Below are 15,474 nucleotides of genomic sequence, written 5' to 3' on the forward strand. Positions count from 1 at the left end.
CATGAGCGTCCGCAGACTTCATCCCGTACAGCCGGAGAGCTTCGCTTTCAGCAAGGACAACCTTGCCTGGGCGAAGAAGCAGATCGCCAAGTACCCGAAGGGGCGCGAGGCCAGCGCGGTGATCCCGCTGCTGTGGCGCGCGCAGGAGCAGCACGAGAACTGGCTGCCGGAGCCGGCGATCCGTTACATCGGCGAAATGCTCGACATGCCGTTCATCCGCGTGCTGGAGGTCGCCACCTTCTACACGATGTTCCAGCTCGCCCCCGTCGGCAAGAAGGCCCACATCCAGGTCTGCGGCACGACGCCATGCATGCTGCGCGGTGCCGAGGACCTGAAAGCCGTCTGCAAGCGCCGCATCGCCGAAAACCCGCACACACTGTCGGAAGACGGTGATTTCTCGTGGGAAGAGGTCGAGTGCCTCGGCGCCTGCGTGAACGCACCGATGGTGCAGGTCTTCGCCGACACCTACGAGGACCTGACGCCGGAAAGCTTCGAAGAGGTTCTCGACGCATTTGCCCGTGGCGAGACGCCGGAGCCGGGCCCGCAGGTCGACCGTCGCTTCTCGGCCCCCGTGGGCGGCGAGGATACGCTGAAGGACGTGGAAGCCATCAATTCCGGCGCAATGCGCGGCGGCGGCGAGGGCGACCAGAAGCCGATCAACAAGGGCCGCCCGCCGAGCCCGGCTGATGAGCCTGCACTTGGCAAGAAGAAGGCTGCTGATGCCGCCAAGCCGACGCGCAAGGAAACCATTGCGCGCCGTGCCGAGGCCGAGGAGTCCGCGCCGTCCAAGCCTGCCGCCACCGGCAAGTCGACGGATTCCAGCGACACTCCGCCCGAGGCATCCGGCATCAACGCAGATGACGCAGCCCGCGCCGATGCCGCCGGCAAGAAGCCGCGCATGCTGCCCAAGCCGCGCAAGGCCGGTGCCGACGATCTCAAGCAGATCAAGGGCGTCGGACCGAAGCTCGAAGGCGTGCTGAACGGCATGGGCATCTATCATTTCGACCAGATCGCGGCCTGGAAGCCGGAGCACGTGTCCTGGGTCGACGAATACCTGAAGTTCAAGGGCCGCATCGTGCGCGACGACTGGCTGGTTCAGGCAGACACGCTCGCCAAGGGCGGCGAGACCGATTTCTCCAAGCGGGTGGCCAAGGGCCAGGTCCCGTCGAGCAAGCGGTGAGGTGAGGGCAGGTTATGCTGGCAGACAAGGATCGCATCTTCACCAATCTGTATGGCCGCGGCGACTGGCGGCTTGAGGGCGCGCGCAAGCGTGGATCGTGGGACGGCACGGCGGGCTTCATCAAGAATGGCCGCGACTGGGTCATCGAAGAGGTCAAGGCATCGGGCCTGCGCGGGCGCGGTGGCGCCGGCTTCCCGACGGGCCTCAAGTGGTCGTTCATGCCCAAGGAAGTGGGCGAACGCCCGCACTACCTCGTCGTCAATGCCGACGAATCCGAGCCGGGCACCTGCAAGGACCGCGAGATCATGCGGCATGATCCGCAGCACCTCATCGAGGGTTGCCTGATCGCCGGTTTCGCGATGAACGCCCATGTCGGCTACATCTACGTGCGCGGCGAGTTCATTCGCGAGCGCGAATACCTGCAGGCCGCCATCGACGAGGCCTATGACGCGGGGCTGCTGGGCAAGAACGCGGCCGGTTCGGGCTGGGATTTCGATCTCTACGTCCACCACGGCGCGGGCGCCTACATCTGCGGCGAGGAAACCGCTCTGCTGGAAAGCCTCGAGGGCAAGAAGGGCCAGCCGCGCCTGAAGCCCCCGTTCCCCGCGAACATGGGCCTCTATGGCTGCCCCACGACGGTCAACAACGTGGAATCCATCGCGGTCGTGCCGGAAATCCTGCGCCGCGGTTCGGCGTGGTTCTCCGCGCTCGGCAAGCCCAACAACACCGGCACCAAGCTGTTCTGCGTCTCCGGTCACGTCGAAAAGCCGTGCACCGTGGAAGAGGAAATGGGCATTCCGCTTCGCGAGCTTCTCGAAAAGCATTGCGGCGGCGTCCGCGGCGGCTGGGACAACCTGCTGGCGGTTATTCCGGGCGGTTCATCCGTGCCGTGCCTGCCGGCGGATGTCTGCGGCGACCTGCCGATGGATTTCGACAGCCTGCGTGCCGTCAAGTCGGGCCTTGGCACCGCGGCGGTCATCGTCATGGACAAGTCCACCGACATCATCCGCGCCATCGCGCGGCTGTCCTATTTCTACAAGCACGAAAGCTGCGGCCAGTGCACGCCGTGCCGCGAGGGCACGGGCTGGATGTGGCGCGTGCTGGAACGCATGGCCAGGGGTGAGGCCGAGAAGCGCGAGATCGACATGCTTCTCGACGTCACCTACCAGGTCGAGGGTCACACCATCTGCGCGCTCGGCGATGCCGCCGCGTGGCCGGTGCAGGGCCTCATCCGCCATTTCCGACATGTCATTGAAGAGCGTATCGACACCTATTCCGCCAATCCCAACGCTGATGGCAGCGTGCTGGTCGCGGCGGAGTGACACAGGAGGCCGTTACAATGTTCTACAATTCACAGTCCCTCGAACAGACCCATTCGGCCATGGTCGGCATGATGTCGGCAAGCATGCTGCCGCTGACGGCGGCCACCGCTGCCGGCGTGGCCGCGAGCGCAAGCGGCATGGCGATGATGTTTGGCTGGCAAGCTGCCATGCTGAACGCGATGGCCGAGGGTGCCACCAAGGTCCGCGGAACCGCCGGCGAAGCGGTCAAGGTGGCCGAGAAGACCGCCGAAGTCGTCAATGACAACGCCAAGGACACTTCCGAGCTTCCCAAGGCTGCCGCCAAGAGCGTCGCCGAAAAGACGGTCGAGACGGTTGAAGAGGTCGCCGGTCTGCGCCCGAAAGGCCTCGAGGCCCCGCGCGGCGCGGCGGACGACTTGAAGTCGATTGCCGGCATCGGGCCGAAGCTCGAAATCGTTCTGAACGACCTTGGCATCTACCATTTCGACCAGATCGCTGCCTGGTCGGCGGCGGAAATCGCCTGGGTCGACGCGTATCTGAAGTTCAAGGGCCGCATCGCGCGCGATCAGTGGATCGCGCAGGCGGAACGGCTGAAGTCCCAGCTCGCCGGTTGAGGCGGACTGAGGGTCAACGGGGAAATACGGGGCAGGCATAGATGGCCAAGCTGATCGTGGACGGGACGGAAATCGAGGTCCCGGCAGAGCTGACGCTGCTGCAGGCATGCGAGGAAGCGGGCGCGGAGATTCCGCGCTTCTGCTACCACGAGCGCCTGTCGATTGCGGGCAATTGCCGGATGTGCCTCGTGGAAGTGAAGGGTGCGCCCAAGCCGGTCGCATCCTGTGCGCAGTCCGTTCGTGACCTGCGCCCCGGCCCGAACGGCGAACCGCCGGAAGTGCTGACCAAGAGCGCGCTGGTACGCAAGGCGCGCGAAGGCGTGATGGAGTTCCTGCTCATCAACCACCCGCTGGATTGCCCGATCTGCGACCAGGGCGGCGAGTGCGACCTGCAGGACCAGGCCATGGCCTACGGCGTCGACACCAACCGCTTCGACGAGAACAAGCGCGCGGTGGAAGACAAGTATATCGGCCCGCTGGTCAAGACGATCATGACCCGCTGCATCCATTGCACCCGCTGCGTGCGCTTCATTACGGAAGTGGCGGGCTGCTCCGACCTCGGCGCCATCGGGCGCGGCGAGGACATGGAAATCACCACCTATCTCGAAACCGCGATGCGCTCCGAGATGCAGGGCAACGTCATCGACCTGTGCCCGGTCGGTGCGCTGACCTCGCGCCCATATGCCTTCCAGGCGCGCCCTTGGGAACTGTCGAAGACCGAATCCATCGACGTGGCCGACGGCCTCGGTTCGAACATCCGCGTGGATGCACGCGGCCGCGAAGTGATGCGCATCATGCCGCGCGTCAACGACGAGGTGAACGAGGAGTGGATCTCCGACAAGACCCGCTTCCTGTGGGACGGTCTGAAGGCCCAGCGCCTCGACAAGCCCTACGTTCGCAAGTCCGGCAAGCTTCAGCCGGCCTCGTGGCAGGAAGCCTTCGCCGCCATCACCAAGAAGGTGAAGGCGAGCGATGCGTCCAAGGTCGGCGCCATCGTCGGCGACATGGCCGCCTGCGAGGAAATGTTCGCGCTCAAGGACATGATGGACCGCCTCGGTAGCCCTAACGTGGATTGCCGCCAGGACGGTTCGCAGTTCGACCCGACGCTTGGCCGCGCGTCCTACCTGTTCAACGCGACGCTGGCCGGTCTGGAAGACGCTGACGCGATCCTGATGGTCGGCGCATGGCCGCGCTGGGATGCGACCGTTCTGAATGCACGCATCCGCAAGCACTGGCTTGCGACCGGCGTGCAGATCGGCCTGATTGGGGCCGAAAACCCGGACATGACGTATCCGTATGCCTATCTCGGTGCGGGTGCGGATTCGCTCACCGAGCTTGCCGACGGCAACGGCTCCTTCGCCAAGGTTCTCAAGAAGGCCAAGCGTCCCGCGATCATCGTGGGGCCGGGGGCCTACGGCCGCGCCGACGGCGCTTCGATCATGGCGCTGGTCGCCCGTGTCGCCGATGCGTTCGGCGTCATCAACGGCGACTGGAACGGCTTCTCCGTGCTGCACACGGCGGCCTCGCGCGTCGGCGGCCTCGATCTCGGCCTCGTGCCGGGCAAGGGCGGGCTCGACACGGCGGCCATGCTGAAGCCGGGTGCGCTGGACGTGCTGTTCCTGCTGGGCGCTGACGAAATCGAGACGGGCGCGCTGGAGAGCACCTTCAAGGTCTATATCGGCACCCACGGCGACCGCGGCGCGCACGCAGCCGACGTGATCCTGCCCGCTGCCGCCTTCTCGGAGAAGTCCGGCACCTACGTGAACACCGAAGGGCGCGTTCAGGCCGGCAACCGCGCGACGTTCCCGCCCGGGGACGCACGCGAGGACTGGTCGATCCTGCGGGCGCTGTCCGATCCGCTCGGCGTGAAGCTGCCCTACGACTCGCTGCCCGCACTGCGCGCGGCGATGGCGGGTGCGCATCCGCACCTTGGCGAGACCGACATGCTGCTGGTTGCCGATGCCTCCGGCGTTTCCGCGCTGACCAAGGCCAAGGGCAAGCCGAAGGCGCAAGGCTTTGCGCGGGCAAACAACTACTACCTGACGAACCCGATCTGCCGGGCTAGCAAGGTGATGGCAGAACTCGCGGCCATGGCTGCGAACACCGAGGGGGCGACGGGAACCAATGGGTGAACTGTGGACCGATTACGGGTGGCCGCTGACGATCATGGTGGCTCAGAGCCTGGCGCTTCTTGTCTCGCTTCTGATCATCATCGCCTACCTGCTGCTGGCTGACCGCAAGATCTGGGCTGCCGTCCAGCTTCGCCGCGGCCCCAACGTGGTCGGCGCGTTCGGCCTGCTGCAATCGTTTGCCGACCTGCTCAAGTTCGTTCTGAAGGAGCCGGTGATCCCGGCGAGCGCCAACAAGGGCGTGTTCCTGATGGCGCCACTGGTGAGCTGCACGCTGGCGCTCGCCGCGTGGGCGGTGATCCCTGTGGCCGAGGGCTGGATGATCGCCGACATCAATGTCGGCATCCTCTACGTCTTCGCGATTTCCTCGCTCGAGGTCTACGGCGTCATCATGGGCGGCTGGGCTTCGAACTCGAAATATCCGTTCCTCGGTGCGCTGCGCTCCGCTGCCCAGATGGTCTCCTACGAGGTGTCCATCGGTTTCGTGATCGTCACCGTGCTGTTGTGCGCCGGTTCGCTGAACCTGAGCGACATTGTCGCCTCGCAGCAGACCGGCCTTGCCGACATGCTGGGCGTGCCGTGGCTGACCTTCCTGAACTGGTACTGGCTGCCGCTGTTCCCGATGTTCGTGATCTTCTTCATCTCGGCGCTCGCCGAGACGAACCGCCCGCCGTTCGACCTGCCGGAAGCGGAATCCGAACTCGTCGCCGGTTTCATGGTGGAATACGCCTCGACGCCGTACCTGTTGTTCATGCTGGGCGAATATGCCGCGATCACCCTGATGTGCGCCCTGATGGCGCTGCTCTTCATGGGTGGCTGGCTGCCGCCGCTCGACATCGCGCCGTTCAACTGGCTGCCGGGTGTCTTCTGGTTCGTCCTAAAGGTCTGCTTCGGCTTCTTCATGTTCGCCATGGTTAAGGCCATGGTGCCGCGCTACCGCTACGACCAGCTGATGCGCCTTGGCTGGAAGGTCTTCCTGCCGCTCTCGCTGTTCTTCGTCGTGGTGGTGGCCGCCGTTCTCCAGCTGACCGGCTGGGCGGCATGAGCTACGGGCTGATCGGCGGGCTCGCGGGTCTGGCCATCGGCGTGACCGACTATGTCATTTTCGGATCGTTGATCCGGAAACTGAATGAAACCATGGGGAATGCGGCAGCGGTCCGCGCCCTCGAAATTGCGCGGCTTGCGCAGCTGATCGCCTTTCCGGTGGTCGGATACGTGATTGGGACGATGCTGCTTGCAAGCTGAAACGCTGCGGGTCGTGTCGAGGAGAGAGGTGAAATGGCAAGACTGGACCAGGCGGCCAGGTCGATCTTCCTGACGGAGTTCGTTTCGGCGTTCTTTCTCGCCATGCGCTACTTCTTCAAGCCGAAGGCCACGCTCAACTATCCCTTCGAGAAGGGCCCGATCTCGCCGCGCTTTCGTGGCGAGCACGCGCTGCGCCGCTACCCGAACGGCGAGGAACGCTGCATCGCGTGCAAGCTGTGCGAGGCGATCTGCCCGGCGCAGGCCATCACCATCGAGGCCGGCCCGCGCCGCAACGACGGCACGCGCCGCACCACGCGCTACGACATCGACATGGTGAAGTGCATCTATTGCGGCTTCTGCCAGGAAGCCTGTCCGGTGGATGCCATCGTAGAAGGGCCGAACTTCGAATTTGCGACAGAGACGCGCGAGGAACTGCTCTACGACAAGGATCGCCTGCTTGCGAACGGGGACCGCTGGGAGCGGGAAATCGCGCAGCGCATCAAGCTGGATTCGCCCTATCGCTAGGGCTTGACCGCGCACCGGCCAGACGCCGGGCGCTGAACGAAACGAATTGACCGGACGAAGGCGAAATATCCGCTTCATCCGGACAGGGAAACGGGCAGGAACGCGAGACGCGCGGCCGGCCTGAACGGGGGCGACACACATGGGTCTTGCGGCCGCATTCTTTTATCTCTTCTCCGGGGTGGTCATCGCCTCGGCGTTGATGGTGATCCTATCGCGCAACCCGGTTCATTCGGTTCTGTGGCTGATCCTGGCGTTCTTCAACGCCGCCGGGCTCTTCCTGCTGCTGGGCGCGGAATTCCTCGCGATGATCCTCGTCGTCGTCTATGTCGGCGCGGTCGCGGTGCTGTTCCTGTTCGTCGTCATGATGCTCGACGTGGACTTCGCCGAGCTGCGGCAGGGCTTCATCAACTACGTGCCGTTCGGCGCGGTGATCGGCTTCGTTTTCGCAGTGGAACTGCTGCTGGTGCTGACGGGCTGGACGATCTCGCCGGAGAGTGCGGCTTCGGCACAGGTCCCGATACCCGGAGACATCTCCAACGCCGAGGCGCTGGGCCGGGTCATGTACACGAAATACCTGCTGTTTTTCCAGCTCGCGGGCATGGTCCTGCTGGTTGCCATGGTCGGCGCCATCGTGCTGACGCTGCGCCACAAAGCCGGCGTCAAGCGCCAGGACATCTCCGTGCAGGTCGCGCGCACGCCGGCAACGGCCATCGAAGTGCGCAAGGTCGAAAGCGGCAAGGGAATTTGAGGTTTCACCAATGACGATCGGGCTTGGCCATTATCTTTCCGTTGCCGCCGTGCTGTTCACGCTCGGCGTGCTCGGCATCTTCATCAACCGCAAGAACATCATCGTCATCCTGATGTCGATCGAACTGATCCTGCTGTCGGTTAACATCAACTTCGTCGCCTTCTCCTCCTTCATGGGGGACCTGGTGGGGCAGGTCTTCGCGATGCTCATCCTGACCGTCGCGGCCGCAGAGGCAGCCATCGGGCTTGCCATCCTCGTCGCCTTCTTCCGCAACCGCGGCTCGATCGCGGTGGAAGACGTCAACATGATGAAGGGTTGAGGAGCGCGCCATGCTGACTGCCATCGTATTCCTGCCGCTGCTGGGCGCGCTGATCGCCGGGTTGCTGGCGCGCGTGGTCGGCCATCGCGGCGCGGAGGTCATCACCTCGTCGCTGCTGGTGATCGCGGCCATCCTGTCGTGGATCGTATTCGTGCAGACCGGCTTCGGCGAGCACACGCAGCATTCCGCCATGGTTCTGTTCCCGTGGATCGAATCCGGCTCGCTCAACGTGCAGTGGTCGCTGCGCCTCGACACGCTCACAGCAGTCATGCTGGTGGTGGTGACCACCGTGTCGTCGCTCGTGCACATCTATTCCATCGGCTACATGCACCACGACCCGCATCGCGCGCGGTTCTTCTCCTACCTGTCGCTGTTCACCTTCGCGATGCTGATGCTGGTGACCGCCGACAACCTCGTGCAGATGTTCTTCGGCTGGGAAGGCGTGGGCCTGGCGTCCTATCTGCTGATCGGCTTCTGGTACAAGAAGCCCTCGGCCAACGCCGCCGCCATGAAGGCCTTCATCGTCAACCGCGTCGGTGACTTCGGCTTCGCTCTCGGCATCTTCGCGGTCTTCGTGCTGTTCGGCTCGGTCGAGTTCGACACGATCTTCGCCAATGCCGCTTCGGCGGAAGGCATGACCATTTCCTTCCTGTGGCGCGAGTGGGACGCGATGACCGTCGTGTGCCTGCTGCTGTTCATGGGCGCGATGGGCAAGTCGGCGCAGTTCCTGCTGCACACCTGGCTGCCGGACGCGATGGAGGGCCCGACGCCGGTTTCCGCGCTGATCCACGCCGCCACCATGGTGACGGCGGGTGTCTTCATGGTCGCGCGCCTGTCCCCGCTGTTCGAGCTGTCTGAAACCGCGCTCACCGTCGTCACCTTCGTCGGCGGGCTGACGGCGTTCTTCGCGGCCAGCGTCGGCCTCGTGCAGAACGACATCAAGCGCGTCATCGCCTATTCGACCTGTTCGCAGCTCGGCTACATGTTCGTGGCGCTTGGCGTCGGTGCCTATGGCATCGGCGTGTTCCACCTGTTCACGCACGCCTTCTTCAAGGCGCTGCTGTTCCTTGGTGCCGGTTCGGTCATCCATGCCGTGTCCGACGAGCAGGACATGCGCCGCATGGGCGGGCTGTGGCGGCACATCCCGATCACCTACGCCATGATGCTGATCGGCACGCTGGCGCTAACGGGTTTCCCGTTCACGGCGGGCTATTTCTCCAAGGACGCCATCGTCGAGGCAGCCTATGCCGGCCACAACGCGGCGGCGCCGTTCGCCTTCGTCATGGTTGTCGTGGCGGCTGTCTTCACCTCGTTCTACTCGTGGCGCCTGGTCTTCATGACTTTCCACGGCAAGCCGCGCGCGAGCCAGGAGACGATGAGCCATGTCCACGAGTCGCCGCCGGTGATGACGGTCCCGCTCTACGTGCTGGCTGCCGGTGCGCTGCTGGCTGGTATCATCTTCAAGGAGTACTTCGTCGGCCACGACTGGGAGCACTTCTGGGGCTCGGCGCTGTTCCTGGCCGAAGACAACCACATCATGCATGAGTTCCACGAGGTTCCGGCATGGGTCGTCTTCTCGCCGATGGTCGCGATGATCGTGGGCTTCGCCTTCGCCTACCTGTTCTACATCTTCCGTCCGTCGATCCCGGGCTCGCTGGCCACCCAGCATGACGCGCTGTACCGCTTCCTGCTGAACAAGTGGTACTTCGACGAGCTCTACGACGTGCTGTTCGTGCGTCCCGCGAAGTGGCTCGGCCGCTTCCTGTGGAAGCGCGGTGACGGCTACGTCATCGACGGCTTCGGCCCGAACGGCATCGCTGCGCGCGTCAATGACGTCACCAACCGGGTCGTCAAGCTGCAGAGCGGCTACCTCTATCACTACGCGTTCGCGATGCTGATCGGCGTCGCCGCACTCATCACCTGGTATATGTTCTCGGGGGGCACCCACTGATGTCCGGCTGGCCGATCCTCTCGGTTGTCACGTTCCTGCCGCTGGTTGGCGCGCTTTTCGTCGCGCTGATCCGTGGCGACGACGAAGTCGCGCGCCGCAATGCACGCTTCGTTGCGCTGTGGGCGACGCTGATCACCTTCCTCCTGTCGCTGCTGATCTGGATCTATTTCGACGCCGGAACCGAGGAGTTTCAGTTCGTCGAGGAGGCCCCGTGGCTTGGCGGTTCCATCTCCTACCGCATGGGCGTCGACGGCATCTCAATGCTGTTCGTCATCCTCACGACCTTCCTCATGCCGTTCTGCATTCTCGCCAGCTGGGTCGCCATCGACAAGCGGGTGAAGGAATACATCATCGCGTTCCTCGTGCTGGAAACGCTGATGATCGGCGTGTTCTGCGCGCTCGACCTGGTGCTGTTCTACCTGTTCTTCGAAGCTGGCCTGATCCCGATGTTCCTCATCATCGGCGTTTGGGGCGGGCAGCGGCGCGTCTATGCCTCCTACAAGTTCTTCCTCTACACGCTGCTCGGCTCGGTCCTGATGCTGATCGCGATGATGGCGATCTACTGGGAAGCCGGCACGACCAACATCATCGAGCTGCTGGAATTCGATTTCCCGGCGGGAATGCAGACCTGGCTGTGGCTGGCCTTCTTTGCCTCGTTCGCGGTGAAGATGCCGATGTGGCCGGTGCACACCTGGTTGCCGGATGCGCACGTGGAAGCGCCGACGGCAGGCTCGGTCATCCTGGCAGGCATCCTGCTGAAGATGGGCGGCTACGGCTTCCTGCGTTTCTCGCTGCCGATGTTCCCGATCGCGTCAGACATGTTCGCGCCGCTCGTCTTCACGCTCAGCGTCGTGGCGATCATCTACACATCGCTGGTCGCGCTGATGCAGGAGGACATCAAGAAGCTGATTGCCTACTCGTCGGTCGCGCACATGGGCTTCGTCACCATGGGCATCTTCACCGGCACGGTGCAGGGCATCCATGGCGGGCTGTTCCAGATGCTGTCGCACGGCATCGTCTCCGGCGCGCTCTTCCTGTGCGTCGGCGTCGTCTACGACCGGATGCATACGCGAGAGATCTCGGCCTATGGCGGTCTCGTGAACCGCATGCCGCTCTACGCAGTCGCGTTCCTCGTCTTCACCATGGCGAACGTGGGCTTGCCGGGCACCAGCGGCTTCGTTGGTGAATTCCTGACGCTGCTGGCTGCCTTCGAGACCAACACCTGGGTCGCGTTCTTCGCAACCACCGGCGTCATCCTGTCGGCTGGCTACGCGCTGTGGCTCTATCGCCGGGTCGTGTTCGGCGAACTGACCAAGGACAGCCTGAAGAACATCATGGACGTGGATCGCCGCGAACTCGTGATCATCGTGCCGCTGGTGTTCCTGACGATCCTTTTCGGTGTCTACCCGGCACCGATCCTCGACGTGACCGAAGTCTCGGTCGAAAACCTTGCACGCGACTATTCCGATGCGCTCGCTGCGGCCAAGGCCGCCGTCGAGACCGCCGGCATTGGCGCACACTAGAACCTGGGCGAAAACACAATGGACGCTGCGACCTTCACAAGCGACATGCTGATTGCCTTCAGCCCGGAACTGCTGCTGGCGGCAGGCGCCATGGTGCTGCTGATGATCGGCGCCTTCAGCAAGGACGGCGGGCTTGGCATCGTCACCGGCGGCGCAATCGCGCTGATCGCGACGGCCTTCATCCTGCTTCTGGTCGTGCCCTACGAGGGGCAGGCGCTGTTCGGCGGGTCGATCATCCTCGACCGGTTCGCAGCCTTCATGAAGGGTCTGACGCTGATCGGCTCTGTCGCGGCCATCGTCATGTCCATCGACTGGATGCGCTCGACCCGGCTCGAGAAGTTCGAATATCCGGTGCTGATCGTGCTTTCCACGCTCGGCATGATGATCATGATCTCCGCCGGCGACCTGATCGCACTCTACATGGGCCTCGAACTGCAGAGCCTCGCGCTCTACGTCATCGCCTCCATCCAGCGCGATTCCACGCGCTCCACTGAAGCCGGCCTGAAGTACTTCGCGCTCGGCGCGCTGTCGTCAGGCATGCTGCTCTACGGCTGCTCGCTGATCTACGGCTTCTCCGGCACCATCGAGCTGGCGCAGATCGCATCGGTCGCGGGGCAGGGCGAAGCCTCGCTCGGCATGATCTTTGGCCTCGTGTTCCTGATCGCCGGCCTCGCCTTCAAGGTGTCCGCCGTGCCGTTCCACATGTGGACGCCGGACGTCTACGAGGGTTCGCCGACACCGGTGACGGCGTTCTTCGCCGCCGCGCCGAAGATCGCCGCCATGGCGCTGTTCATCCGCACGCTTATCACCGGTTTTCCGGGCATGACGCCGGAATGGCAGCAGATCATCGTCTTCGTCTCGATTGCCTCCATGGTTCTCGGCGCGTTCGCGGCCATCGGACAGCGAAATATCAAGCGCCTGATGGCCTATTCCTCCATCGGCCACATGGGCTATGCGCTCGTCGGGCTGGCGCCGGGCAGCGAGGCGGGCGTGCGCGGCGTCATCATCTATCTGGCGCTCTATCTCGCCATGACGCTCGGCACCTTTGCTTGCATTCTTGCGATGCGCCGCAACGATGCCGCCGTCGAAGAGATCGACGATCTTTCCGGCCTGTCGCGCAACAACCCGCTGATTGCCTTCGTGCTGGCGATGCTGCTGTTCTCGTTGGCGGGCATTCCGCCGCTGGCCGGGTTCTTTGCCAAGTATTACGTCTTCGTGGCCGCGGTCGAAGCAGGTCTCTACCCGCTCGCCGTCATCGGCGTGCTGGCGAGCGTGGTGGGCGCCTACTACTACCTGCGGATCGTCAAGATCATCTATTTCGACGAGCCGGCGCCGGCCTTCGACACCATGTCGCGTGAACTGGCGACGGTGCTGGCGATCTCCGGTGTTGTGACCATCCTCTACGTGATCTACCCCTCGGCCCTCGTCACGGCCGCCGGAAACGCCGCAAAGGCGCTGTTCTGACCGGGATCGCGGCACGTACCTTCGTCCTACAACACGCGCGGGTCGTGCGGCTCGACAGCGTGGATTCCACAAACCTGGAAGCACGCCGCCGCCTGGATGACGGGCCGGGCGGCGTGTGGGTTCTCGGCGGCATGCAGACGCAAGGCCGGGGCCGGCGCGCACGCGCCTGGGTGTCGGAACCCGGCAATCTCTACGCGAGCGTCGCCTTCACGCCGAATGTCGGCCTCGCCGGTATCGGGGCTTTCGCCTTTGCCAGCGCGCTGGCCCTGCATGATGCGGTTCTCGCGGTCGCGCCGGATGCCGCCCGCGACATCTACCTCAAGTGGCCCAATGACCTGATGTCGCCGCGCGGCAAGTTGTCCGGCATCCTGCTGGAATGCGAGAGCGGGGCGGGGACGCCGCTGCTCACCATCGGCTGGGGCGTGAACTGCACGCATCATCCGGAGAACAGCGAAACCACTGCGACGGATTTTGCGGCGCTTGGGCACGACGTGCGTGTCGATGCGCTGTTCGATGCGCTGGTCGACGCCTTCACCCGGCGCGCTGCACAGCTTGAACACGGCGGAATGGCCGCGTTGCGCGGACCGTGGCTGGAGCGCGCACGCGGTGTCGGGCAGGCAATTCGTGTCCGGCTCGACCAAGAAACTCTGGATGGAGAGTTCCGCGACCTCGACAGCGACGGGCGGCTGGTTCTAGCGTTGCCCAACGGGGAAACGCGTGCCATCGCGGCGGGCGACGTCTTTTTTGCCAACATGGAGCACGCAACCGCACATGAGTGATGAACTGGTTTTCGTGCCTCTCGGGGGGCTTGGCGAGATCGGCATGAACCTCGCGCTCTACGGCTATGGCCCGGCGCGCAAGCGCCGCTGGATCATGGTCGATTGCGGTATGGGCTTTGCCGATCCGGTCCGCATGCCGGGTATCGACCTGATGGTCGCCGATACGTCCTTCATCGAGGAGGAGCGCGGATCGCTCGAGGCCATCGTGCTGACTCACGCGCATGAAGACCATTTCGGCGCGCTGCCGGACCTGTGGCCGCGCTTCAAGGTGCCGGTTTACGCGACACCATTCACCGCAGCCCTGCTGGAAGCCAAGACCGCTGGCGACAGGGGCCTGCGCGATGTTCCGGTTGAGACCATCCCGCTCGGCGGTTCGTTCGAGGCCGGGCCGTTCAAGGTCGAGTTCGTCACGGTTGCGCACTCGATTCCCGAACCCAATGCGCTCGCCATCACCACGCCGCTCGGCACCATCGTCCATTCCGGCGACTGGAAGATCGACCCCGATCCCGTCATCGGTGGGCCGATGGACGAATCCCGCTTCCGTGCACTTGGCGAAAACGGTTGTCGTGCACTGATCTGCGATTCCACCAATGCCATGCGCGACGGCGTTTCCCCGTCAGAAGCAGAAGTCGCCGTCACGCTGAAGGAGCTGATTGGCAAGGCCAGGAACCGTGTCGCCGTCACCTGCTTTGCCTCCAACCTTGCGCGCATCCGCTCCGTGGCACAGGCAGCCAAGGCAGCGGACCGCAACGTGGTCCTGGTCGGGCGCGCCATGCAGCGCGTCGTCTCCGTTGGCCGCGAGCTTGGCATGCTGGACGGCTTGCCGCCGTTTCTCGATGACAGCCAGTTCGGATACCTGCCACGCGACAAGGTCGTGCTGCTGTGCACCGGCAGCCAGGGGGAGCCGCGCGCCGCCATGACGCGCATTGCCTTCGGCAATCACCCGACCATCGATCTCGACAAGAACGACACCGTCATCTACTCGGCGCGCCAGATCCCCGGCAACGAGAAGGCCGTCGGCACGGTGCTCAACGCGCTGGTGCGCGAAGGCATCGAGGTGCTGGACGACAGGGCGGGGCTTGTCCACGTGTCCGGCCACCCGCGCCGTGGCGAACTGGTGCAGCTGTTCGACTGGCTCAAGCCCGAAGTGATGGTACCCGCCCACGGCGAGGCCATGCACATGGCCGCGAATGCCGAACTGGCGCGTGCTTCCGGCATCAAGAAGGTCGTCTCCGGCTTCAACGGCGACATGATCCGCCTCGCGCCGGGGCCGGCGGAAAAGATCGACGAGGTTCGTGCCGGCCGCCGGCTGAAGGACGGCATGGTGATGGTCGAGGACGAGAACGAGGCCCTGCGCGAGCGGCGAAAGCTCGCCTTTGCCGGTCTGGTTTCGATTGCCTTCGGTCTCGATTCATCCGGCTCCATCGGTGACGACATCGAGGTCGAACTGGCCGGCGTGCCGGAATCCGGCGTCGACAATGTCGATATCGCGGAGCTCGTGCTCGACACGGTGGAGGAGACCGTCGGCAACCTGCCGCGTGCGCGCCGCAAGCGCATCTCGGAGGTGCGCGAAAGCGTGCGCCGCGCCGTGCGCCGCCAGGTCGAGATTCACTGGGGCAAGAAGCCGCGTGTACAGGTCTTCGTCATCGAACTATAGGCTGGAGCGCGCGGCCGGCTTGCGCCGCAGGACAAGGAT

14 protein-coding genes are annotated in these 15,474 nt (G+C 64.3%); all 14 read left to right on the forward strand.

Going from position 1 to position 15,474, the window contains the following annotated elements:
• Position 1 precedes the first annotated feature (1 nt).
• On the forward strand, positions 2-1,180 hold the full coding sequence (nuoE, locus tag ACKTEK_RS06400; protein WP_409164400.1) for an NADH-quinone oxidoreductase subunit NuoE: 1,179 nt from the start codon (positions 2-4) through the stop codon (positions 1,178-1,180).
• A 14-nt stretch (positions 1,181-1,194) separates the two neighbouring features.
• Positions 1,195-2,502, forward strand: coding sequence for an NADH-quinone oxidoreductase subunit NuoF (gene nuoF, locus ACKTEK_RS06405; protein ID WP_409164401.1), 1,308 nt, complete (start codon positions 1,195-1,197; stop codon positions 2,500-2,502).
• A 17-nt stretch (positions 2,503-2,519) separates the two neighbouring features.
• Positions 2,520-3,095 carry a hypothetical protein gene (locus tag ACKTEK_RS06410; RefSeq protein WP_409164402.1) on the forward strand — a complete coding sequence of 192 codons (576 nt, stop codon included), beginning with the start codon at positions 2,520-2,522 and terminating at the stop codon, positions 3,093-3,095.
• 41 nt (positions 3,096-3,136) lie between these two features.
• The gene (gene nuoG / locus ACKTEK_RS06415) at positions 3,137-5,227 is read left to right on the forward strand and encodes an NADH-quinone oxidoreductase subunit NuoG (RefSeq protein ID WP_409164403.1); all 2,091 of its coding nucleotides are present in this window, start codon (positions 3,137-3,139) and stop codon (positions 5,225-5,227) included.
• Positions 5,220-6,269, forward strand: a complete 1,050-nt coding sequence (gene nuoH, locus ACKTEK_RS06420; RefSeq protein WP_409164404.1) for an NADH-quinone oxidoreductase subunit NuoH — start codon at positions 5,220-5,222, stop codon at positions 6,267-6,269. The genes nuoG and nuoH overlap by 8 nt, the downstream gene beginning before the upstream one ends.
• Entirely contained in the window at positions 6,266-6,469 is a 204-nt protein-coding gene (locus ACKTEK_RS06425) for a hypothetical protein (protein WP_409164405.1), read from the forward strand. The genes nuoH and ACKTEK_RS06425 overlap by 4 nt, the downstream gene beginning before the upstream one ends.
• Positions 6,470-6,502: 33 nt before the next feature.
• The gene (gene nuoI / locus ACKTEK_RS06430) at positions 6,503-6,994 is read left to right on the forward strand and encodes an NADH-quinone oxidoreductase subunit NuoI (RefSeq protein ID WP_409164406.1); all 492 of its coding nucleotides are present in this window, start codon (positions 6,503-6,505) and stop codon (positions 6,992-6,994) included.
• 139 nt (positions 6,995-7,133) lie between these two features.
• Positions 7,134-7,742, forward strand: coding sequence for an NADH-quinone oxidoreductase subunit J (locus tag ACKTEK_RS06435; RefSeq protein WP_409164407.1), 609 nt, complete (start codon positions 7,134-7,136; stop codon positions 7,740-7,742).
• 10 nt (positions 7,743-7,752) lie between these two features.
• A complete protein-coding gene (gene nuoK, locus ACKTEK_RS06440) occupies positions 7,753-8,061 on the forward strand; it encodes an NADH-quinone oxidoreductase subunit NuoK (protein WP_409164408.1) in 309 nt (102 codons plus the stop codon).
• 10 nt (positions 8,062-8,071) lie between these two features.
• A complete protein-coding gene (nuoL, locus tag ACKTEK_RS06445) occupies positions 8,072-10,012 on the forward strand; it encodes an NADH-quinone oxidoreductase subunit L (RefSeq protein WP_409164409.1) in 1,941 nt (646 codons plus the stop codon).
• Positions 10,012-11,535, forward strand: coding sequence for an NADH-quinone oxidoreductase subunit M (locus ACKTEK_RS06450; RefSeq protein WP_409164410.1), 1,524 nt, complete (start codon positions 10,012-10,014; stop codon positions 11,533-11,535). The genes nuoL and ACKTEK_RS06450 overlap by 1 nt, the downstream gene beginning before the upstream one ends.
• An 18-nt stretch (positions 11,536-11,553) precedes the next feature.
• Positions 11,554-12,999 (forward strand): NADH-quinone oxidoreductase subunit NuoN, encoded by a 1,446-nt coding sequence (nuoN, locus tag ACKTEK_RS06455; RefSeq protein WP_409164411.1) that lies wholly within the window; start codon positions 11,554-11,556, stop codon positions 12,997-12,999.
• Between the two features lie 59 nt (positions 13,000-13,058).
• Entirely contained in the window at positions 13,059-13,778 is a 720-nt protein-coding gene (locus tag ACKTEK_RS06460; RefSeq protein WP_409164412.1) for a biotin--[acetyl-CoA-carboxylase] ligase, read from the forward strand.
• Positions 13,771-15,435, forward strand: a complete 1,665-nt coding sequence (locus ACKTEK_RS06465; RefSeq protein WP_409164413.1) for a ribonuclease J — start codon at positions 13,771-13,773, stop codon at positions 15,433-15,435. The genes ACKTEK_RS06460 and ACKTEK_RS06465 overlap by 8 nt, the downstream gene beginning before the upstream one ends.
• Positions 15,436-15,474 lie beyond the last annotated feature (39 nt).

Source organism: Tepidamorphus sp. 3E244 (genome assembly GCF_046159835.1).
GTDB lineage: Bacteria > Pseudomonadota > Alphaproteobacteria > Rhizobiales > Tepidamorphaceae > JACKJK01.